Origin of the sequence: Amycolatopsis sp. NBC_01307 (assembly GCF_035975215.1) — a bacterium.
Taxonomy (GTDB): domain Bacteria; phylum Actinomycetota; class Actinomycetes; order Mycobacteriales; family Pseudonocardiaceae; genus Amycolatopsis.
Genome location: NZ_CP108403.1, coordinates 9,577,555 through 9,597,328 on the forward strand (window position 1 = coordinate 9,577,555; position 19,774 = coordinate 9,597,328).

At 69.0% G+C, this 19,774-nt stretch carries 19 protein-coding genes; 10 read left to right on the plus strand and 9 right to left on the minus strand.

What is annotated here, in order from left to right:
• Nucleotides 1–102: 102 nt before the first annotated feature.
• Together OG439_RS43070 and OG439_RS43075 are read left to right on the plus strand one after the other, a co-directional pair.
• Nucleotides 103–1,197 (plus strand): adenosine deaminase, encoded by a 1,095-nt coding sequence (locus OG439_RS43070; protein WP_326946133.1) that lies wholly within the window; start codon nt 103–105, stop codon nt 1,195–1,197.
• A gap of 111 nt (nt 1,198–1,308) precedes the next feature.
• Nucleotides 1,309–2,520, plus strand: coding sequence for an MFS transporter (locus OG439_RS43075; protein ID WP_326951755.1), 1,212 nt, complete (start codon nt 1,309–1,311; stop codon nt 2,518–2,520).
• A 219-nt stretch (nt 2,521–2,739) separates the two neighbouring features.
• Here OG439_RS43075 and OG439_RS43080 read toward each other — a convergent pair whose 3' ends face one another.
• Nucleotides 2,740–4,008, minus strand: coding sequence for a primosomal protein (locus OG439_RS43080; protein ID WP_247060765.1), 1,269 nt, complete (start codon nt 4,006–4,008; stop codon nt 2,740–2,742).
• A 151-nt stretch (nt 4,009–4,159) separates the two neighbouring features.
• On the opposite strand from OG439_RS43080, the gene OG439_RS43085 reads away from it, so the two are divergent.
• Nucleotides 4,160–6,664: a DEAD/DEAH box helicase gene (locus OG439_RS43085; RefSeq protein ID WP_326946134.1), complete on the plus strand. Its 2,505-nt coding sequence runs from the start codon at nt 4,160–4,162 to the stop codon at nt 6,662–6,664.
• A gap of 38 nt (nt 6,665–6,702) precedes the next feature.
• The gene (locus OG439_RS43090) at nt 6,703–7,755 is read left to right on the plus strand and encodes a C45 family peptidase (RefSeq protein WP_326946135.1); all 1,053 of its coding nucleotides are present in this window, start codon (nt 6,703–6,705) and stop codon (nt 7,753–7,755) included.
• 21 nt (nt 7,756–7,776) lie between these two features.
• Here OG439_RS43090 and OG439_RS43095 read toward each other — a convergent pair whose 3' ends face one another.
• Nucleotides 7,777–8,334, minus strand: a complete 558-nt coding sequence (locus tag OG439_RS43095) for an NADPH-dependent F420 reductase (protein WP_326946136.1) — start codon at nt 8,332–8,334, stop codon at nt 7,777–7,779.
• A 67-nt stretch (nt 8,335–8,401) separates the two neighbouring features.
• Between OG439_RS43095 and OG439_RS43100 the strand changes: the two genes are divergently transcribed.
• Nucleotides 8,402–8,725, plus strand: a complete 324-nt coding sequence (locus OG439_RS43100) for a winged helix-turn-helix transcriptional regulator (RefSeq protein WP_326946137.1) — start codon at nt 8,402–8,404, stop codon at nt 8,723–8,725.
• Here the strand turns inward: OG439_RS43100 and OG439_RS43105 are convergent.
• A complete protein-coding gene (locus OG439_RS43105) occupies nt 8,616–9,302 on the minus strand; it encodes a hypothetical protein (RefSeq protein ID WP_326946138.1) in 687 nt (228 codons plus the stop codon). The two genes, OG439_RS43100 and OG439_RS43105, sit on opposite strands and share 110 nt — an antisense overlap.
• A gap of 122 nt (nt 9,303–9,424) precedes the next feature.
• Nucleotides 9,425–10,405 carry a sugar-binding transcriptional regulator gene (locus OG439_RS43110; protein ID WP_326946139.1) on the minus strand — a complete coding sequence of 327 codons (981 nt, stop codon included), beginning with the start codon at nt 10,403–10,405 and terminating at the stop codon, nt 9,425–9,427.
• A gap of 128 nt (nt 10,406–10,533) precedes the next feature.
• Here OG439_RS43110 and OG439_RS43115 point away from each other — a divergent pair, with 128 nt between their 5' ends.
• Genes OG439_RS43115 through OG439_RS43135 form a run of 5 tightly spaced genes read left to right on the plus strand, consistent with a single transcriptional unit; the run spans nt 10,534 to nt 15,748 of the window.
• A complete protein-coding gene (locus OG439_RS43115; RefSeq protein ID WP_326946140.1) occupies nt 10,534–11,538 on the plus strand; it encodes a zinc-dependent alcohol dehydrogenase family protein in 1,005 nt (334 codons plus the stop codon).
• A complete protein-coding gene (locus tag OG439_RS43120) occupies nt 11,525–12,865 on the plus strand; it encodes an ABC transporter substrate-binding protein (protein ID WP_326946141.1) in 1,341 nt (446 codons plus the stop codon). The genes OG439_RS43115 and OG439_RS43120 overlap by 14 nt, the downstream gene beginning before the upstream one ends.
• Nucleotides 12,865–13,797 carry a carbohydrate ABC transporter permease gene (locus tag OG439_RS43125; RefSeq protein ID WP_326946142.1) on the plus strand — a complete coding sequence of 311 codons (933 nt, stop codon included), beginning with the start codon at nt 12,865–12,867 and terminating at the stop codon, nt 13,795–13,797. Before OG439_RS43120 ends, OG439_RS43125 begins: the two co-directional genes overlap by 1 nt.
• A complete protein-coding gene (locus OG439_RS43130) occupies nt 13,794–14,666 on the plus strand; it encodes a carbohydrate ABC transporter permease (protein ID WP_326946143.1) in 873 nt (290 codons plus the stop codon). Before OG439_RS43125 ends, OG439_RS43130 begins: the two co-directional genes overlap by 4 nt.
• A 2-nt stretch (nt 14,667–14,668) precedes the next feature.
• Nucleotides 14,669–15,748, plus strand: coding sequence for an ABC transporter ATP-binding protein (locus OG439_RS43135; protein ID WP_326946144.1), 1,080 nt, complete (start codon nt 14,669–14,671; stop codon nt 15,746–15,748).
• Between the two features lie 49 nt (nt 15,749–15,797).
• Here the strand turns inward: OG439_RS43135 and OG439_RS43140 are convergent, their stop codons facing one another.
• From OG439_RS43140 to OG439_RS43160, 5 genes are all read right to left on the minus strand, one after another.
• Nucleotides 15,798–16,178 (minus strand): hypothetical protein, encoded by a 381-nt coding sequence (locus OG439_RS43140; RefSeq protein WP_326946145.1) that lies wholly within the window; start codon nt 16,176–16,178, stop codon nt 15,798–15,800.
• A gap of 11 nt (nt 16,179–16,189) precedes the next feature.
• Nucleotides 16,190–16,804 (minus strand): hypothetical protein, encoded by a 615-nt coding sequence (locus OG439_RS43145; protein ID WP_326946146.1) that lies wholly within the window; start codon nt 16,802–16,804, stop codon nt 16,190–16,192.
• Nucleotides 16,805–16,945: 141 nt separating this feature from the next.
• Nucleotides 16,946–17,140, minus strand: coding sequence for a ferredoxin (locus OG439_RS43150; RefSeq protein WP_247060779.1), 195 nt, complete (start codon nt 17,138–17,140; stop codon nt 16,946–16,948).
• Nucleotides 17,141–17,179: 39 nt separating this feature from the next.
• Entirely contained in the window at nt 17,180–18,385 is a 1,206-nt protein-coding gene (locus OG439_RS43155; RefSeq protein ID WP_326946147.1) for a cytochrome P450, read from the minus strand.
• A 13-nt stretch (nt 18,386–18,398) separates the two neighbouring features.
• Nucleotides 18,399–19,631, minus strand: coding sequence for a cytochrome P450 (locus OG439_RS43160; RefSeq protein ID WP_326946148.1), 1,233 nt, complete (start codon nt 19,629–19,631; stop codon nt 18,399–18,401).
• Nucleotides 19,632–19,774 lie beyond the last annotated feature (143 nt).

Genomic DNA, 19,774 nt, shown 5'->3' on the forward strand with positions numbered 1-19,774 from the left:
CCCCGGATGGCCGATTCGTTACCTGATCTCGACGCTCAGGGTTAGCCGGAGACTGAGAGTTACGGCCATGTAGGGGAATGACACCGAGGTTACCGTTGAGGGATGTCCGACGAAACCCCTGTTCTGCCCATCGAGACGCTCCGCCGCGCGCCCAAGGTGCTGCTGCACGACCACCTGGACGGCGGGCTGCGGCCCGCGACCGTGGCCGAGCTCGCCGACGCCACCGGCTATACCGGCCTGCCCACCAGCGACCCCGCCGAGCTGGGCAGCTGGTTCCGCCAAGCGGCCGATTCCGGCTCGCTCGTCTCCTACCTCGAGACCTTCGCGCACACCTGCGGGGTGATGCAAACGGAGGAAGCCCTGGTCAGAGTCGCCGCGGAAGCTGTCGAAGACCTGGCCGCCGACGGCGTCGTCTACGCCGAGGTGCGCTACGCACCGGAGTTGTTCGTCGAACGCGGTCTGTCACTCGATACGGTGGTCGAGGCCGTCCAGGCGGGGTTCACGGAGGGCACACGCCGCGTGGTCGCCGCCGGCGGTTCGATCCGCGTCGGGACGTTGCTCTGCGCGATGCGCCAGCACGCCCGGGCCCTCGAGATCGCGAACCTGGCGGTCCGCTACCGCGACGCCGGCGTCGTCGGGTTCGACATCGCCGGACCGGAGGACGGATTCCCGCCGACCCGCAATCTCGACGCTTTCGAGTATTTGCGGCAGAACAATGCGCATTTCACCATTCACGCCGGTGAAGCGTTCGGTCTTCCGTCCATTTGGGAGGCGATTCAGCACTGCGGCGCCGAACGGCTCGGGCACGGTGTGCGGATCATCGAGGACATCAAGAGCGACGCCGACGGCACGGTCCACCTTGGACGGTTGGCCGCCTATGTCCGCGACCGCCGCATCCCGCTGGAGATCTGCCCGACGTCGAACGTCCAAACAGGCGCCGCGCGCTCGATCGCCGAGCACCCCATCGGCCTGCTGGCCAAGCTGCGCTTCCGGGTCACCGTCAACACGGACAACCGGCTGATGAGCGGGTGCACGATGACCAGCGAATTCGCCGCGCTGCACGAGACCTTCGGCTATGACCTGGACGAGCTGCGCTGGTTCACGATCAATGCGATGAAATCCGCCTTCATAGATTTCGACTCCCGGCTCGCGCTGATCGACGACGTGATCAAGCCCGGGTACGCCGCCCTGCGCTGACCTCGAGGCCCTCGGGACCGTGACCGCCGATAGGCGGTTGCGGTCCTTAGGCACGACAACTATCGTTCACCATATAGGAAGTTGTTCTCAGAATTTGAGACGGTGAAGACGATGGCGCAGGTCAAGGGCGATTCGATCGAGCAGGTTCGGGCGAGTTCACGACGGTGGCTCATCCTCGCGCTCGGTCTCGCCGCGCAGACCGCGAGCTGTTCGTTCCTCTACGGCATCCCGTTCCTGGTCCCGGCGATGCGGGCGGCCGAGGGGCTGACGCTGGCCCAGGCCGGCACGGTCGTCGCGGCCCCGAGCATCGGGTTGTTGTGCACCCTGATCGTGTGGGGCGCGGCTGCGGACCGTTACGGAGAGCGTCTGATCATGGCCCTCGGGCTGGGGGTCTCAGGGTTACTCCTGGTGTACGCCGGACTCGGCGCCCACTCGATCGGGCTGCTCTTCGGGGTGTTCCTTGCTGCCGGAGCGTGTTCGGCTTCGGTGAACGCGGCGAGCGGCCGCGTCGTCATGGGCTGGTTCGCGAAGTCCGAGCGCGGGGTCGCGATGGGGATCCGCCAGACGGCCCAGCCGCTGGGTGTCGGCGTCGCCGCGCTCGGGCTGCCGCCGCTGGCCGCGCACTTCGGGTTCCGCGCGGCGGTGCTGCTGCCGGCCGGGCTGGCGATCGTCGTCGCGCTGCTGGTGGCCTGGCTCGTCGCGGACCCGCCCCGGCCGCCTCGGCCGGCTTCGGGTGAGAAGCCGCCGTCGCCGTACCGGCACGCGACGCTGTGGCGGGTGCACGGCGCGAGCGCGTTGCTGGTGGTCCCGCAGTTCGCCGTCTCGGCCTTCGCGCCGGTGTACCTGGTCACGGTGCAGCACTGGAGCGCGCTGTCGGCGGGCTGGTACCTGGCGGTGGTCCAGATCCTCGGCGCCGCGGGGCGGCTGGGGTCGGGCTGGTGGTCCGACCGGGTCGGCAGCCGGTTGCGCCCGATGCGCCAGCTCGCCGTGCTGAGCTGCTTCGTGATGTTGCTGGTCGCCTTGGGCGACACGACGTGGCTTTGGCTGGTGCTGCTCGCGCTGGCGCTGGCCGGGATCATCACGGTCGCCGACAACGGCCTCGGCTTCACAGCGTCGGCCGAGCTGGCCGGCCTGGCGTGGTCGGGCCGCGCGATGGGCACGCAGAACACGGGCCAGAACATCGCGGCGTCCCTCACGCCGCCCCTGCTGGGCCTGGTGATCGGCGACAGCCGCTACGCGCTGGCCTTCTGCGTCGCGGCGATCTTCCCGGCGCTGGCAGTACTGGTGGTCCCGACCCGCGCGGAGCGATCCGCAGAAGACTGACCCCGTGTCGTCCCCTCAAGCACGCGTGTCGACCCTCTGATCACGCGAGTCGACCGTTCCCGCACAGACCGGTTCGGCCAACTCGCGTGCCTGAACGGCCGACATGCGTGCCTGGACGGACGACACGTGTGCCTGGATGGACGACACGCGTGATTGAAGGGTCGACACGACGAAGGCCGCCTCCCGAACCTGGGAGGCGGCCTTCGTGAGGTCGGGAAGTCAGGCGACCGTGAGGCGGTTTTCGAACGTCTCCACCAGCTTGCGCCACGAGCCCTGCTCCGCGTCGAACGGGGCGCTCGGCTCGAGGCGTGTGGGGTCCGGGCGCAGGACGAACGAGACCAGCCAGCCCAGGCTTTCGTTGCTCGCCAGTGCCGTGTCGGCCGTGTCGTCGCCCGCCCAGTCGGCGGCGTCGGTGATCAGCTCGACGGCCAGCTCGAGCTGGGTCGGGTCGATCGCCTCCGGGCCTTCCGCGATGTCGGCGTCGATGCCGGACAGGACGTAGGTGTTCTCCGGGTCGACCTCGATCTCGAGCTCGCCCGCGGTGGCCTTCGCCAGCACCTCTTCCCAGGTGGACACGTCGGCGAGGTCGGTGTCGGCGAGGTCCTTGCCGTCGGCCAGGGCCCGCGCCAGCGCCTTCTCCGAGGTGTAGACGTCGATCTCGCCCTCGCTGCCGAGGAACACCGGCGAGTCGTCGAGGTAGCAGCGCAGCGTGTAGTACTCCGCGCCGGACGTGATGATCTTGATCGGGTCGATGCCGACCTCGGCCCAGAAGCCGACCGGGCCCTCGTCCTCTTCCTCGTCTTCGGCGTCGTCGTCCGAGTCGGCGGAGTCGATCGCCTCGAGGTCTTCTTCACCTTCGGCGCCGGCTTCGGCCGCCGCGGACTCCTCGTGGAACGCCGCCAGCTCCTCGGCGGTCTGCTCCAGGATCTTCTCGTCGACGTCGGGTGCGGTCACCAGGCCGTCGATCGCGTCCAGCACGGTGTCCCACTTCTGCGACACCGTCTCGGACAGGTCGTTCCACACCTGGACGCCGACGCTCCCGGTGAACGGGAGGGTGCCCTGGTCGAGCAGCGAGAAGCCCTCGGTCGAGTCGAGGATCTCGTGGACCTCTTCGAGGTCGCAGACGTCGGCGAGCGATCGCACGATGCCGATGATCTCGGCGAGCTCCGCGATGTGCCAGATGTCCGGCTCTTCGGCGACGAGCTCGGGCACGCCGACGAGGTCGTACGTGTGGTCCTCGTCCGGGATCAGCTCCGGGACGTTCAGCGACGGAACCGCGTCCCACGCCGGGTGATCGAGCAGGTCGTGCCGCTCGGAGGTGCGTACGAACGCGGCCAAGTGGGCTGCGTCCGGGAACGCGTACAGGTCGTCCTCGTCGCCGAGGAACGCTTCCCACTCCTCGCCGTCCTCCCGCCAGCGCGGCGCCCACAGGGTGACGACGTCCCCCTGCGGCAGGCCGAGTTCGATCGGGATGATGTCCTGTGCCATTCCTAAGCCCTCCGGATTACCGCCCGTGTGCGCGCGAGACCGAAAGTATGCCCCGGTCGGTGCGCGGTACCGCGAAGCCTACGGGTTTACCACTCGCGATGCGATCGCCCCTGCCGACTTTGCGACGAGCGGATGGCACGATGGACGTCTCATGACTCTCACAGACCTCCTGCCTGCGGATCCCGACCCCGACGCCCTCTTCGAAGCGTTCACGACCTGGACGGCCGATCGGGGCATCGCGCTGTACCCGGCGCAGGAGGAGGCGGTGATGGAGGTCGTCTCCGGATCGAACGTCATCCTCTCGACGCCGACCGGCTCCGGGAAGAGCCTCGTCGCGGTCGGCGCGCACTTCACCGCGCTCGCCCAGGGCCGCCGCAGCTACTACACCGCGCCCATCAAAGCACTGGTGTCGGAGAAGTTCTTCCAGCTCATCGAGATCTTCGGGGCGGACAACGTCGGGATGATGACCGGCGACTCCGCCGTCAACCCGGACGCGCCGATCATCTGCTGCACGGCCGAAATCCTGGCGAACATCGCGTTGCGGTTCGGGGCCGACGCCCCCGTCGGGCAGGTCGTGGCCGACGAGTTCCACTTCTACTCCGAGCCCGACCGCGGCTGGGCGTGGCAGGTGCCGATCCTCGAGCTGCCGAAGGCCCAGTTCGTCCTGATGTCGGCGACCCTGGGCGACGTGTCCTTCTTCGAGAAGGACCTCACCCGCCGCACCGGCAAGCCGACGGCCGTGGTCACGTCGGTGCAGCGCCCGGTGCCGCTGACCTTCCGGTACGCGCTGACCCCGCTGCACGAGACCATGTCCGAGCTGCTCCACGGCGGCCAGGCGCCGGTCTACGTCGTCCACTTCTCGCAGGCCGCGGCCATCGAGCGGGCGCAGACGCTGATGAGCATCAACGTCACGACCAAGGCCGAGAAGGAGGCCATCGCCGAGCTGCTCGGCGACTTCCGGTTCTCCGCGGGCTTCGGCAAGACGCTCTCGCGGCTGGTCCGCCACGGCATCGGCGTCCACCACGCCGGCATGCTGCCGAAGTACCGCCGATTGGTCGAAACCCTCGCCCAGTCCGGGCTGCTCAAGGTGATCTGCGGGACGGACACGCTCGGCGTCGGCATCAACGTACCGATCAGGACAGTGGTCTTCTCCGCGCTGACGAAGTACGACGGCATCCGCCAGCGCCACCTCAAGGCGCGCGAGTTCCACCAGATCGCCGGCCGCGCCGGCCGGGCGGGCTACGACACCGACGGTTACGTCGTCGTCCAGGCGCCCGACCACGTCGTCGAGAACGCGAAGGCGCTGGAGAAGGCGGGCGACGACCCGAAGAAGAAAAAGAAGATCGTCCGGAAGAAGGCGCCAGAGGGCTTCGTCAACTGGACCGAGAGCACGTTCGACCGGCTGATCGCGGCCGAGCCCGAGCCGCTGACGTCCAGCTTCAAGGTCACGCACTCGATGCTGCTGAACGTGATCTCGCGGCCGGGCAACGCGTTCGACTCCATGCGTCACCTGCTGGAGGACAACCACGAGGACCGCGCGTCGCAGCGCAAGCTCATCCTGCGCGCCATCGCGATCTACCGCGCGCTGCTGTCCGCCGACATCGTCGAGCGGCTGCCCGAGCCGGACGAGCAGGGCCGGGTCGTCCGGCTCACCGTCGACCTGCAGTTCGACTTCGCGCTCAACCAGCCGCTTTCGCCGTTCGCGCTGGCCGCGATCGAGCTGTTCGACCTGGAGTCGCCGAGCTACCCGCTCGACGTCGTGTCCACTGTGGAATCTACTGTGGACAATCCGCGGCCCGTGCTGTCGCAGCAGCAGTTCAAGGCGCGCGGCGAGGCCGTGAACGCCATGAAGGCCGAAGGCATCGAGTACGACGAGCGGATGGAGCTGCTCGAGAACGTCAGCTACCCGAAGCCGCTGGAAGAGCTGCTGCAGGGCGCGTTCCACAGCTACCGGCAGGGCCACCCGTGGGTCGACGACTACGAGCTGTCGCCGAAGTCGGTCGTGCGCGACATGTACGAGCGCGCGATGAACTTCGTCGAGTACATCGGCTTCTACCAGCTCGCGCGGTCCGAAGGCCTGGTGCTGCGCTACCTCGCGGACACCTACGACGCGCTGCGCCACACGGTGCCCGACGAGGCGAAGACCGAGCCGCTGCAGGACCTCATCGAGTGGCTCGGCGAGCTGGTCCGGCAGGTCGACTCCAGCCTGCTCGACGAGTGGGAAGCCCTGCGGCACCCGGACGAGGAGGGGCCGGTCTCCCACCGGCCGCCGGCCGAACCGCCCGCCGTCACGCGCAACGAGCGCGCGTTCCGGGTGCTGGTGCGCAACGAGCTGTTCCGCCGGGTCGAGCTGTTCGGGCGCCGCGCGTGGAACGTGCTGGGCGAGCTGGACGCGGCTTCGGGCTGGGACGCCGGGGCGTGGGAAGACGCGATCGAGGACTACTTCGAGGAGTACGACGCGCTGGGCACCGGCCCGGACGCGCGCGGCCCGGCGCTGATCATCATCGAGCAACTGCCGGACGTCTGGAAGGTCCGCCAGATCTTCGACGACCCGGCGGGCGACCACGACTGGGGCATCAGCGCGGAGATCGACCTGGCCGCGTCCGACGAAGCCGGTTCGGCGGTGGTCCGCGTGGTCGCGGTGGGCGCGCACTAGTCGTTGCCTTTTCCTGACTGCTCAGGCATCGTGAGCGCATGGCGGCGACGGTCGTGGAGCACCGGATCGGTGACGTGCGCTGGACGGTCGTCCGCGGCCCCCGCGAAGCCGCGTTCTCCGAGCTGGGGGCGTATGCGGCGGCCGACATCCGGACCGTCCTCGCCGGACTGCCCGAGTGGCCGGTCACCGGGCGGGCACGGCGGTCGCCGGTGCTGTTCCGGGCGATCGAATCGGCGTCGCAGGTCGAGCACCCGGACGCCTACGCCGAGCTCGCCGCGCTGGCGTCGGGCGCGGGGGTGCCGTTCGACGACCTGCTGCTGGCCAACCTGCGTGGCGACCTGGGCACCGGCGACGGCACCGGCTGCACCGATCTCGCGTGGGTCGGCGCGCGGAGCCTGCTCGGGCACAACGAGGACGGCGCCCCGGTGTTCGACGGCATCGGGCGGCTGCTGACCCTGCTGATCGACGGCGAGCCCGGCGTCTGCGTCTGGTGGTACCCGGGTTTCGTGCCGGCCAACACCTTCACGCTCACCACGCACGGGCTGGTGTGGGGGATCGACAGCGTGAACGTGGTGACGCCGTCGCCGTGCGCCGGGCGGCACTTCGTCGCGCGGTCGCTGCAGCGGGCCGTCGACGTCGCGGACGCCGTGTCGTCACTGCGCTCGCACGCTTCGGCGGGCGGGTTCGCGTACACCATGGGCCAGGTCGGTTCGGCCGGCGTGACGGTGGTCGAGAAGGCCGGCCACGAGACGGCCGTGACCACTGTGGCCAGTGGGCTTTCCTGGCACACCAACCACTTCCGCCAGCTGCCGCCGGACCTCGACGCGGCGGGCGAGGAGAGCCTGGACCGCGCCGAGGTCTGCGCTCACCTGTCACCGGCCGCCCCGGACGTGGCGTGGCTGGCGGACACGTTGACGAACGACGTGCACCGCGACGCGGCCGGCGGCGACCCGCAGCTGACGTTGAGCACGCTGGTCACGGACCTGGCCGACGGCACGGTGACCCTCATCCCGCGTGGCGGCGCACCCCTGCGGGCCCGGGCCGCCGACCTCGCGGCCGGCAACGTCGACGCCGTCGTGAGTGGTTATTAGGGTTCTAACCCGCATTACCACTCACGAGGCCGGGACCAGGATCGCCTGGGCGTCCTCGCCCGCGAACCACAGGCCGATGGCGAACGCCGCCGTCGCCTCCAGCAGGTGCGCGCGGTCCAGGCCGCCGCCGAGGACCGGGGTACAGCCGACGTCGCGGACCAGCGTGCGGACGACGTCGAGGGCCGCCGGGTCGTCGCCGCAGAGCGGAACCGTGAGCGTCGCGGGTGGCTTGCGCCAGACGTCGACGTGGGCCAGGTTGAACGCCTTGACGACGTGCGCGCCCGGCGCGGCGGCCGCGATCCGGGTCGCCACCGGGGTGCCGGGCGGGGGCTCGGTGCCGGTCGGGCCGGGCTGGTTGGTGCAGTCCACCAGCACTTTGCCGTGCAGCGGGCCCGCTTTCGGCAGGACGTCGAAGACGGCGTCCGCGGGGATCGCCAGGAGCACGGCGTCCGCGAAGGCCGCCACCTCGGCCCACGTCCCGGTACCGCGACCGGCCACCCGCAGGTCGTGGCCGGCGTTCGTCCAGTGCGGGCCCAGTGCCGTCGCCATGGCGCCCGTGCCGAAGATCCCGATCCGCATGTGTCCTCCTCGTGCTTTGCTGTACCGGCACGACGTTAGGGACCCCGGCAGGAACCGAAAGGTAACCATGGACTTTCTCGCCGACTGCCCGACGCGGCTCGCGTTCGACCTCGTCGCCAACACCTGGAACCCGGTGGTGCTGTGGGCGCTGCGCCACGGCCCGCGCCGGCACGGCGAACTGCGTCGCTCGATCGGCGGGATCAGCGCCAAGGTGCTCACGGAAACCCTGCGGCGCCTGGAGTCCGACGGTCTCCTCGAGCGCCGCGACGGCGGGTACGCCCTCACGCCACTGGGCTCGAGCTTCCTGGAGCCGATCGAAGGCTTCGGGCGCTGGGCGGCTGAGCACGGCGACGACGTCGTCGCCGCTCAAATCCGAGCACGACCAGCGTGACCAGCGACAACGCGGGCAGTGGGTAGCCGGCGAGGAGCCCGGCGCCGACGTCGAACGCGGGCGCGGCCACCCCGGTGACGTACACCCAGGTCGGCGCGGCCGGCGGCTTCGCGGCGGGCGACCACGGCGTCTTCTTCCACGGCTTCGCGATCGAAAGCCACGCCTGGAAGGAAAGCGCGCTCGCCATCAGCGAGGCGCCGGCGATCTGCGGCCACGCGACGGTGGCGGTGTCCGCGGCGTCGCGCAGGGCGGGGGAGAGCAGGAAGATGCCGGCGTAGAGCTGGATGAGCGTCAGGACGAACTTCGTGAGGACCCACCAGTGCCTGGTGTAGCCCCACGCGGTCGCGCCGGCGAGGACGAGGCCGGTGAAGGCGGAGACGTTCGCCATCGGGGCGAGCAGCACGGAGTCGAGCCGGTCGGCCATCGCGGTCGCGGCGCCGGCTTGCGCGTGACGCGTGAGCGCCAGCGACATGAGCACGACGAGCGCGAGGGCCTGGCTCATCCAGGCGACCGACGACAGGACGTGCAGCCAGACGACGGCGTGGCGCCAGCGGGGAGAAGCCTTGGTTCGGGTCACGGTTTCCAGGCTCGCGGAGGAACCCCGCGCGCACATCGGGCGTAACCCCGGAGCCCGCGTCACGCGATCTGCGCCCGGTGGGGTAGCGCGCCGGGCGCCGGCTACCTCCCCGGGAGTACGGCTCAGCGCGGCGGGTTCTTCGCCGCCAACGCCAGGAGCGGCACCGCCGCCGCCGCGTCGGTGATCAGCGTCGAGACCATGCCCGACCGCAGTACCGCGTCCACCGCCGACGCCTTCGGCTTGCTGTACCCCAGCGCGATCACCTCCGGCACCGCCATCAGCTCCTCGTGGCTGATCGCCAGCACGTGGTGGGCCAGGCCGGTGGACAACGCGTTGCCGGACGCGTCGAACAGCCGGGCCGCGACCTCCGCCGTCGCGCCGCGGGCCGCTATCGCCGCTCGCTCCGCCTCGTCCAGCGCGTCGTAGACCGTCGACTCGCCCGGTTGCCACGCGCCGATGCTGACCACGGCCTTCGTCAGGTTCCGGAACTGGCCGAACGTCTCCACGATGCCGGGCTGCCGCCGCAGGGTCTCGGTCGTGCGGCGGTCCGGCAGCACCAGCGGCCCGAAGATCGGGTAGGCGTCGCCGCCGGACACCGCCGTCACCCGGCTGACCGTCTCGACCGAGCGGCCACGCATGTCCATCCCCGCCTGCACTCCGCACAGCTGGACGACCGGGCAGCGCGCCAGCGTCCGGATCGCCTCGGTCAGCGCGTTCACCGAGCGGGCCCAGGAGAGCCCGAGGATGTCGTCGGTCGTCACGATCTCCTCGAGCAGCCGGGCCGCGAGTGCGCCGATCCTGGCCCGGACGACCTCCTTGGGTTCACGCTCGGTTGAGCGTTCCAGCACGAGGGCCCGGTCCAGGCCGTAGGCCGATCGGACCTCGTCCGACAGGGTCAGGTCCACCGGCGCCGGCAGCGCGAACTCCACTCTGACCAGGCCGGACTCCCTGGCGGTGTCGAGCATCCGGGCGACTTTGAAGCGGCTGACGTCGAATTCGTCGGCGATCTCCAGCTTGGAGCGTCCCTGCACGTAGAAGCGCCGGGCGACGGTCGCTAGCAGCATGGCTTCGGTCAGCGACGGCTGCTTCTTGGACGTGCTCATATGAGCACTATAGCGCGAAATCTGCCCGAAAGGTTGACGTAACACCGACGTCAGACCTGTAATGCCTTCACAACTTCTCGACGCATCAGGTCAACGATGCTCATATGAGCGCGAGGAAGGGGCTAGGCATGCGTGCCGCCATCATCGACCGGCCCGGCGAGATCAGGGTCGGCGAGGTGCCCGATCCGAAACCAGGGGAACGACAGGTCGTCATCAAGGTGGGCGCGTGCGGCATCTGCGGCACGGACCTGCACATCGCCGACGGGCACTTCCCGCCGACGCCGTACCCGATCGTCCCCGGTCACGAGTTCGCCGGGGAGATCGTCGAGCTCGGCGACGACGTGCCGGGTGGCTGGGAGATCGGCGACCGCGTCGCCGTCGACCCCTCGCTGTTCTGCGGCTACTGCGGCCCGTGCCGCTCCGGCCACGGCAACCTCTGCGCGAACTGGAACGCCACCGGTGACACCGTCGACGGCGCCTTCGCGGAGTTCGTCGCCGTCCCGTCGGCCAACTGCTACCGGATGCCCGACACGATGACCTGGGAGCAGGGCGCGCTGGTCGAGCCCGTTTCCTGCGCGGTGCACGGCGTGCGCCGCGTCGGCGTCGAAGCCGGAGAGCGCTTTCTCGTCGTCGGCGCCGGCACCATGGGCCTGATCATGCAGCAGCTGCTGCAGCGCGCCGGCGCCCACGTCACCGTGGTCGACCGCAACAAGGACCGGCTGCCGCGTGCGAGCCGGCTGGGCGCCGTCGCCACCGCGGCCGACGTCGGCGAGCTGAACGGCGAGAAGTTCGACGTCGCCGTCGACTGCACCGGCGCCGCCCCGGCCATCGAAGCCGCTTTCGACTCGATCCGCCGCGGCGGCCGGCTGCTCGTCTTCGGCGTCGCTCCGGCCGAAGCCCGCGTCGCGCTTTCGCCGTTCCGCATCTACAACGACGAGATCACCGTCGTCGGCTCGATGGCCGTGCTGAACAGCTACGGCACCGCGCTCGACCTCGTGGCCGGCGGCGCCATCAACACGGACGAGCTGCTCACGGACCGGCTGCCGCTGGAGCAGTACCCGGACGCGCTCGCCAAGATGCGCAGCGGCTCCGGCCTCAAGGTGCAGGTACTCCCGGGAGGTGGCCGTGCGTAAGCTGCTCACCCTCCTCGCCGCGACGTCGTTGCTGGTCACCGGCTGCGCCGGCGCCGGCTCGGTCGGCACCGGCAACTCGACGCTCGTCATCGCGATCGTGTCCAACCCGCAGATGAAGGACGCGATCTCGCTCGCCCCCGAGTTCGAGAAGGCCACCGGCATCACCCTCAAGTTCGTGTCGCTGCCGGAAAACCAGGCCCGCGCCAAGATCACCGCGTCGACCGCCACCGAGGGCGGCGAGTTCGACGTCGTGATGATCAGCAACTACGAGGCGCCGCAGTGGGCGGCCAACGGCTGGCTCGAGAACCTCGAACCGCACATGGCGGCCACCCCGGGTTACGACGAAGGCGACTTCATCCCCAGCATCAAGCAGTCGCTGTCGTACCAGAACCAGATGTACGCGGTGCCGTTCTACGGCGAGTCGTCGTTCCTGGCCTACCGCAAGGACCTCTTCGCCAAGGCCGGGCTGACCATGCCGGCCAAGCCGACGTGGCAGCAGGTCGCGGAGTTCGCCGCGAAGCTGGACGACAAGGCGAACGGCGTCGCCGGCATCTGCCTGCGCGGCAAGCCGGGCTGGGGCGAGAGCCTCGCGCCGTTCAGCACGGTGGCCAACACCTTCGGCGCCCAGTACTTCGACAAGGACTGGAACGCCAAGCTGACGTCGCCGGAGTTCAAGGACGCCGCGAACTTCTACGTCAACCTGATCCGCGACCACGGTGAGGTCGGGGCCTCCAGCGCCGGGTTCTCCGAGTGCGGCACGCGCTACACGCAGGGCAACGCGGCGATGTGGTACGACGCCACGGTCATGGCGGGCACCAACGAGGACCCGTCGAGCAGCAAGATCGTCGGCAAGTCGGGGTACGCGCCGGCACCGGTCGTCAAGACGCAGGCCAGCGGCTGGCTCTACACCTGGGCCCTCGGCATCCCCAAGGTGGCCAAGGACAAGGACGCGGCCTGGAAGTTCATGGCCTGGATGACCGACAAGGCGTACGTGCGGAAGGTCGGGGCGACCTACGGCTGGAACCGCGTCCCGCCGGGTGTGCGTCAGTCCACTTACGACATTCCCGACTACGCCAAGGCCGCGCAGGCCTACGCGAAACCGACGCTCGACGGCATCGCGGACGCGAACCAGCAGAAGGCCATGGCGAACCCGGTGCCCTACCCGGGCATCCAGTTCGTCGGCATCCCCGAGTTCCAGGACCTGGGCACCAGGGTGAGCCAGCAGCTGTCGGCGGCGATCGCCGGCCGCGAGTCGGTCGACGACGCCCTGACGCAGTCCCAGGACTACGCCCAGACGGTGGGCGACTCCTACAAGGCGGTGCAGTGATGTCCACGCTCTCCGTATCCACCCCCAAGTCCCAGTCGCACGCGAAGGTCACGGAGAAACGCGGCCTGAGCACCGCGGCCAAGCGGCGCCTGCCGCTGCTGCCGGCGTTGCTCTTCGTCGTCGCCGTGACGCAGCTGCCGTTCCTGCTGACCGTGTTCTACTCGTTCCAGTCCTGGAACCTGGTCCGGCCGGGTTCGCGGCACTTCGTCGGCCTGGACAACTACATCGACGTCTTCGGCGACACGACGTTCCTGGTCGCGTTGCTCAACACGGTGCTGCTGACCGTGGTGTGCGTGCTCGTCGCGCTGCTGCTCGGCCTCGGCCTGGCGATCCTGCTGGACCGGAAGTTCATGGGCCGCGGTTTCGTCCGCACGCTGCTGATCACGCCGTTCCTCATCCTGCCGGCGGCCGGCGCGCTGCTGTGGAAGACGACGGTGTTCGACCCGACCTACGGGTTGCTGCACTTCGTCTTCGGCACCGACACCGACTGGCTTTCGCAGTTCCCGCTGGCGTCGGTGATGGCCCAGATCGTGTGGCAGTGGACGCCGTTCATGATGCTGCTGATCCTGGCCGGGCTGCAGAGCCAGTCCAAGGAGGTCCTGGAAGCGGCGTCGGTCGACGGCGCGAGCCGCTGGCGGACGTTCGTCTCCATCACCCTGCCGCACCTGTCGCGGTTCCTGCAGCTGGCGACGCTGCTGGGCGCGATCTACATCGTGAACAGCTTCGACGCGATCTTCCTGATGACGCAGGGCGGGCCGGGCACGGCCAGCACGAACCTGCCGTACTACATCTACCAGCGCGCGTTCGAAGGCTTCGACGTCGGCCAGTCGTCGGCGATGGGCGTGATCGTCGTGATCCTGACGATGATCGTCGCGACCTTCGCCCTGCGCTTGATGTTCCGCACGTTCTCGGTGGACGAAGGCATCAAATGACCACCCTGGAGACCCGCCCCTCGGCGGCCACCACCGCGGCTCCCGCCCGCAAGCCGAAGCGCAAGCTCGGCCCAGGCGCGCTCACCGTCGTCACCTGGGTGATCGCGATCCTGTTCGTCTTCCCGCTGCTGTGGATGATCCTCACGGCGTTCAAGCAGGAGTCCGACGCCTACACCGACCCGCCGAAGCTGTTCTTCAGCCCGACGTTCGACCAGATCGCGAACGTCCTGAAGGGCGGGTTCCTGCCCTACGTGGCGAACTCCGCGTTCGTCACGGTGATCTCGACGTTGCTGGTGCTGCTGCTGGGAATTCCGGCGGCGTACGCGCTTTCGCTGGCGCCGGTGAAGAAGACGTCCAATGCACTGGGTTTCTTCCTGTCGACGAAGATGCTGCCGATCGTCGCGGCGATCATCCCGCTGTACATCATCTCCCAGAACACCGAGCTGCTGGACACGGTGTGGGCGTTGATCATCCTCTACACGTCGATGAACCTGCCGCTGGCCATCTGGATGATGCGGTCGTTCTTCCTCGAGGTGCCGCACGAGATGATCGAGGCCGGCCGGATCGACGGTGCGAACCTGCCGACGCTGCTGCGCCGGATCATCATGCCGGTGGTCGCGCCGGGGATCGCGGCGACCGCGCTGATCTGCGTGATCTTCTCCTGGACCGAGTTCTTCTACGCGGTCAACCTGACGGCGGCGCGGGCCGGCACCGTGCCGGTGTTCCTCGTCGGGTTCATCACGAGTGAGGGCCTGTACTGGGCTCAGCTGTCCGCGGCCGCGCTGCTGGCGTCGCTGCCGGTGATGATCGTCGGCTGGTTCGCGCAGAACCACCTCGTCCGCGGGCTGTCGATGGGAGCGGTGAAGTAGCCATGGCTGCAGTCGTCTACGAAAAGGCGTCACGCGTCTACCCGGGCGTGTCGTCGGTGAAGGCGGTCGACCAGCTCGACCTTTCGGTGCCGGACGGGGAGTTCCTCGTGCTGGTCGGGCCGTCCGGTTCGGGCAAGTCGACGGCGTTGCGGATGCTGGCCGGGCTGGAGGACGTCGACGAGGGCGCCGTCCGGATCGGCGACCGCGACGTCACGGGCCTGCCGCCGAAGGACCGGGACATCGCGATGGTGTTCCAGTCCTACGCGCTGTACCCGCACATGACGGTGGCCGGCAACATGGGCTTCGCGCTGGAGCTGCGGGGAATGTCGGCTTCGGACATCCGGGCACGCGTCGGCGAGGCCGCCGCGATGCTGGACCTGACGCGGTTTCTCGACCGCAAGCCGAAAGCGTTGTCCGGCGGGCAGCGGCAGCGCGTCGCGATGGGCCGGGCGATCGTGCGCGAGCCGAGCGTGTTCCTGATGGACGAGCCACTGTCCAATCTGGACGCGAAGCTGCGGGTGGAGACCCGCGCGAACATCGCGCAGCTGCAGCAGCGCCTGGGCACGACGACCATCTACGTCACGCACGACCAGGTCGAGGCGATGACGATGGGCGACCGGGTCGCCGTCCTGCGCGACGGCCGGTTGCAGCAGTGCGCGTCACCGAGGGAGCTGTACGACAACCCGACGAACTCCTTCGTGGCGGGCTTCATCGGCTCACCGGCGATGAACCTGGCGACGTTGCCGCTGACGGACGTCGGCGTCCGGCTGGGCGACGTCGTCCTGCCGCTGCCACGTTCGGTGCTCACTGCGGCTGCTTCTGCCGGTTTGCGCGAGGTCACGTTCGGCGTCCGCCCGGAGTCCCTGGAACTGGTCTCGGAGGGCGGCTTCGAGCTGGTGGTGGAGCTGGTGGAGGAACTGGGCGCGGACGCCTACCTCCACGGCAAGGTAGGCGACGACCGTTTCGTGGTCCGCGTCGACGGCCGCCGCCCACCCCGAATGGGCGACAACGTCCGCGTGGCCCTGCGCGGCAAAGGCGAGACGCACGCCTTCAACCCGGAGACAACCCTCCGCCTCTCGTAGTGGTCGCCTTGTCGTGAGTGGTAATGAGGGTTAGAACCCTCATTACCACTCACGACCGTCTGGGAGCGCATTGCCGGCACGTGGGCACTCGGCCATCGCCGGGGCTCCAGCCTTCTCGGACGAGGATGCGCCGGACTTCGTCGGCGACTGTGCACGGCATACCGTGGACATCGCGCCAGCCGTAGACCAGCCGTGCGCGACCCGCCAGTTCGGCCGCATTGTCACGACGGCGATCCCGGAAGGCGACACCGGCCGTGGAGTGTGAGGCGCGGCCGTCGAGCCGGACCGTCACGGGTGCGCCGTGCCCGTCGTAAGTGACGTCCTCCCACAGCGTCTTTCCGTCGACTTCGACAGGCGTTTGGCGATGACCGCGCGGTAACCCGTGTCTGTCCTCCACCGTTTCCTGATATTCGACCTCGAGTGCGGACATCAGACCGTTGCTCACCAACTCAGGCCTCGCCGGATCGCGGATCGGAACCGGAACGGCGGTCTGAGCTGGAAACAGTCCAGCATCGAAGCGACGGAGACCGAGCTTCGGCTGACGAGATCCACGATGAGCATCGTTGCCTGACGACCGGTCTGCTCGGCCACGGCGAGGTCGAGGATGGTGTCTGTGGTTCGTGTTCGGGGCAGAGTCGTGCCGACCGTCGTGTAGCGCAGCGCGCGGGACCGGTGAACGACCACCGATGGCTTGTGCGAGATCGCCGAACTCGTGTACGGCACGGTGATCTCGACCGGGTGATCGGCGATCGGGAGAAAGCCCCATTCCTCCGCGGCGGTGCGGTGGCTCAATACCGCGTGGTGGCCGCCGTATCGGAGGGCGGCGTGCAGCCGTGCCGGTCGAGGAAGTTCGCCGGTGAACGTCGCGTAGACCCGGGGAAGTACACGGCGCCAACGTCCGGCTCTGAGGTTCGCCGTCACATCGGCTGCCGAATGGCCGTATGACCGGAGTTGCTCGTAGGTGACGATGCCGTGCTGCTCGCCGAGCAAGACCTGCCAGCTTGGTCTGGCAGGTGCAGGTATTTCGTCGCTCGACCAGCGCGTGTGCAGGGGCATGTCCCGACCATGCCGCGCTCCGGAACGGAGTGGGCGGCCGGCGGCAAATCTGTGGATAACGGAGAGCGATGTGGATAACTGGTCGTGAGTGGTAATGAGGGTTCTAACCCTCATTACCACTCACGACAAGCTGCGGCAGACCTACTCCTCGAGGGAGAGGGCCTGGCTCGGGCAGACGTGCACCGCTTCGCGGGCCTTTTCGATCAGCTCGCCCCGCGGCTGGTCGTCGAGGACGATGACGGTGCCGTCGTCCTCGCTCTGGTCGAACAGCGCGGGCTCGGTGAGGACGCACTGACCCGCGCCGACGCACTTGCCGGTGTCCGCGATGATCTTCATGGTTCTTCTCCTGTGGTGGGAGGGCCGTCCGCTCGATCTCTACCAGGTGACCGGCAGCCGGTACAGCCCGTAGATGTTCGCGTCGTCCTTGAAGGGCAGTTCTTCCACGGGAACTGCCAGTTTCAGGGACGGAATCCGGCGGAACAGCGTGTCGAACACGATCTGCAGTTCCATCCGGGCCAGGTTCTGGCCGAGGCACTGGTGCGGGCCGAAGCCGAACGCGACGTGGTGGCGCGCGCCGCGGTCGATGTCCAGGTCGTCCGGGTTGTCGAACGCCCCGGGGTCGCGGTTGGCCGCGTAGCCCAGCGCGAGCACACCCTCGCCGGCCCGGATCAGCTGTCCGCTCAGCTCGACGTCCTCGACGCACAGCCGCGCGGTCGCCGCGTCGACGATCGTCCAGTAGCGCAGCATCTCCTCGACGGCGTCGAGCGTCTTGCCCGGGTCGGCCTTCAGCAGCGCCAGCTGCTCCGGGTTCCGGAGCAGCGCCACCGTCGACAGCGAGATCATGTTCGCCGTCGTCTCGTGCCCGGCCACCAGCAGCAGGAAACCGGTCGCGGCCAGCGAAGCACGCCGGTAAGTACCGTCTTCGCGGAGCTTGACGATCTGCCGGCCGAGCAGGTCGTCCGGCGGGTTCGCCTCTTTCTCCGCGATGAGCTCTTCCATGTAGCCGCGGATGGTGTCGAACGCCGCGCGCCGCTCCTCCGGCGACGTCGAACGCTTGATCAGCTTCGCCGTGTGGGTCTGGAAGAAGTCGTGCTGGTCGTAGGGCACGCCGAGCATCTCGCAGATCACCAGCGACGGCACCGGCAGCGCCAGCGCCTCGACGAGGTCGCCGGGGTTCGGCCCGGCCAGCAGCGCGTCGATCTGCCCGTCCACGATCTCCTGGATCCGCGGCCGCAGCGCCTCCATCCGGCGCACGGTGAACTCGCCGAGCACGGCCTTGCGGGCCGGCCCGTGCTCGGGCGCGTCCATGGTGATCATGGTGCGCTCGTCGCCCTGGCGCCGGAACCCGCCCGCCACGAGCTGCGGGAAGTCCGGGTGCTGCCGGTCGGCGCTGAACCGCCGGTCGTTCAGCACGGTCCGGACGTCCTCGTGCCGGCTGACCACCCAGGCGCGTCCGCCGTCGGGGAGCCCGACGCGGGTGATCGGCTCCTCTTCGCGGATCTCCTGGTACGCGGGCGGCGGCGAGAACGGGCACGTGCGGGTCATCGGGAACTGGTGGACCGGCTCCTCGACTGTCGTCATGATTTCCCCTCTTTCACCAGGTCACGGGCAGGCAGTACAGACCGAAGATCGACGAGTCGTGCTTGAACGGCAGCTGCTCGACCGGCACGGCCAGCTTCAGCTCCGGGAGGCGGCGGAAGAGCGTGTCGAACACGATCTGCAGCTCCATCCGGGCCAGGTTCTGGCCGAGGCACTGGTGCGGCCCGAAGCCGAACGCGACGTGGTGCCGCGCGCCCCGCTCCAGGTCCAGCTCGTCCGGGTTGTCGAACGCCTCCGGGTCGCGGTTGCCGGAGTAGCTGAGGCCGAGCACGCCCTCGCCCTCGCGGATCAGCTGGCCGCCGATCTCGAGGTCCTCGGTGGCGACGCGCGACGTCGCGAACTCGGCGATCGTGAAGTACCGGAGCAGCTCCTCGACGGCGTCGAGCGTCTTGCCCGGATCGTTCTTGATGAGCTCGAGCTGGTCCGGGTTCTCCAGCAGCGCGACGGTGCCGAGCGAGATCATGTTCGCCGTCGTCTCGTGCCCGGCGATGAGCAGCAGGAACGCCAGCGAGACGAGCGAGTCGTGGTCGGCCTCGCCGTGCTCCTCGCGCTGCTTGGCGATCTGGCGGCTGAGCAGGTCGTCGGCCGGCTCGGCCTCCTTGGTGGAGACCAGCTGGTCGAGGTAGGTCTGCAGCTCGTCGACCGCCTTGATCCGGTCGTCCTGCTCGACGTCGCGGTTGAGCAGCGTCGAGCTGCGGACCTGGAAGAAGTCGTGGTCGGCGTACGGGACGCCGAGCAGCTCGCAGATGACCAGCGACGGCACCGGCAGCGACAGCGCGGTGACCAGGTCGGCGGGCTTCGGGCCGGCCAGGATCGCGTCGATGTGCTCGTCGACGATCTGCTGGATGCGGGGCTGGAGGGCCTTCATCCGCTTGACCGTGAACTCGCCGACGACCTCGCGCCGGGCCGAGCCGTGCTGCGGCGGGTCCATGTTGATCAGCGACGCGGTGAAGTTGCTCCGCCGCACCGGGCGGCCCTGCTTGGTCAGGAACGGGAAGCCCGGGTTGAACCGGTCGGAGCTGAACCGCGGGTCGGTCAGCATCTGCCGGACGTCCTCGAGCCGGGTGATCGCCCAGGCCTCCTGGCCGGACTGCAGCCCGACGCGCTGGACGGGGCCCGCTTCGCGCAGCTTCTCGTACGCCGGTGGTGGCGCGAACGGGCAGCTGCGCACCAGCGGGAAGACCTCTTCCCCGGTCGAGGTCGTGGCGGGTTCGGCGACTTCGGTCATTTCGGATCCCCAAATCGGACGGAAAGTATGTGGAGGATTACATTCCGGTTCTAGAACCCAACGTACCCAAGTGGAAGGACATCGTCCACTAGCTAACGGGTGACATCTTGCGGATGCACTGTGTGGGCGCCTGACCATGCGAG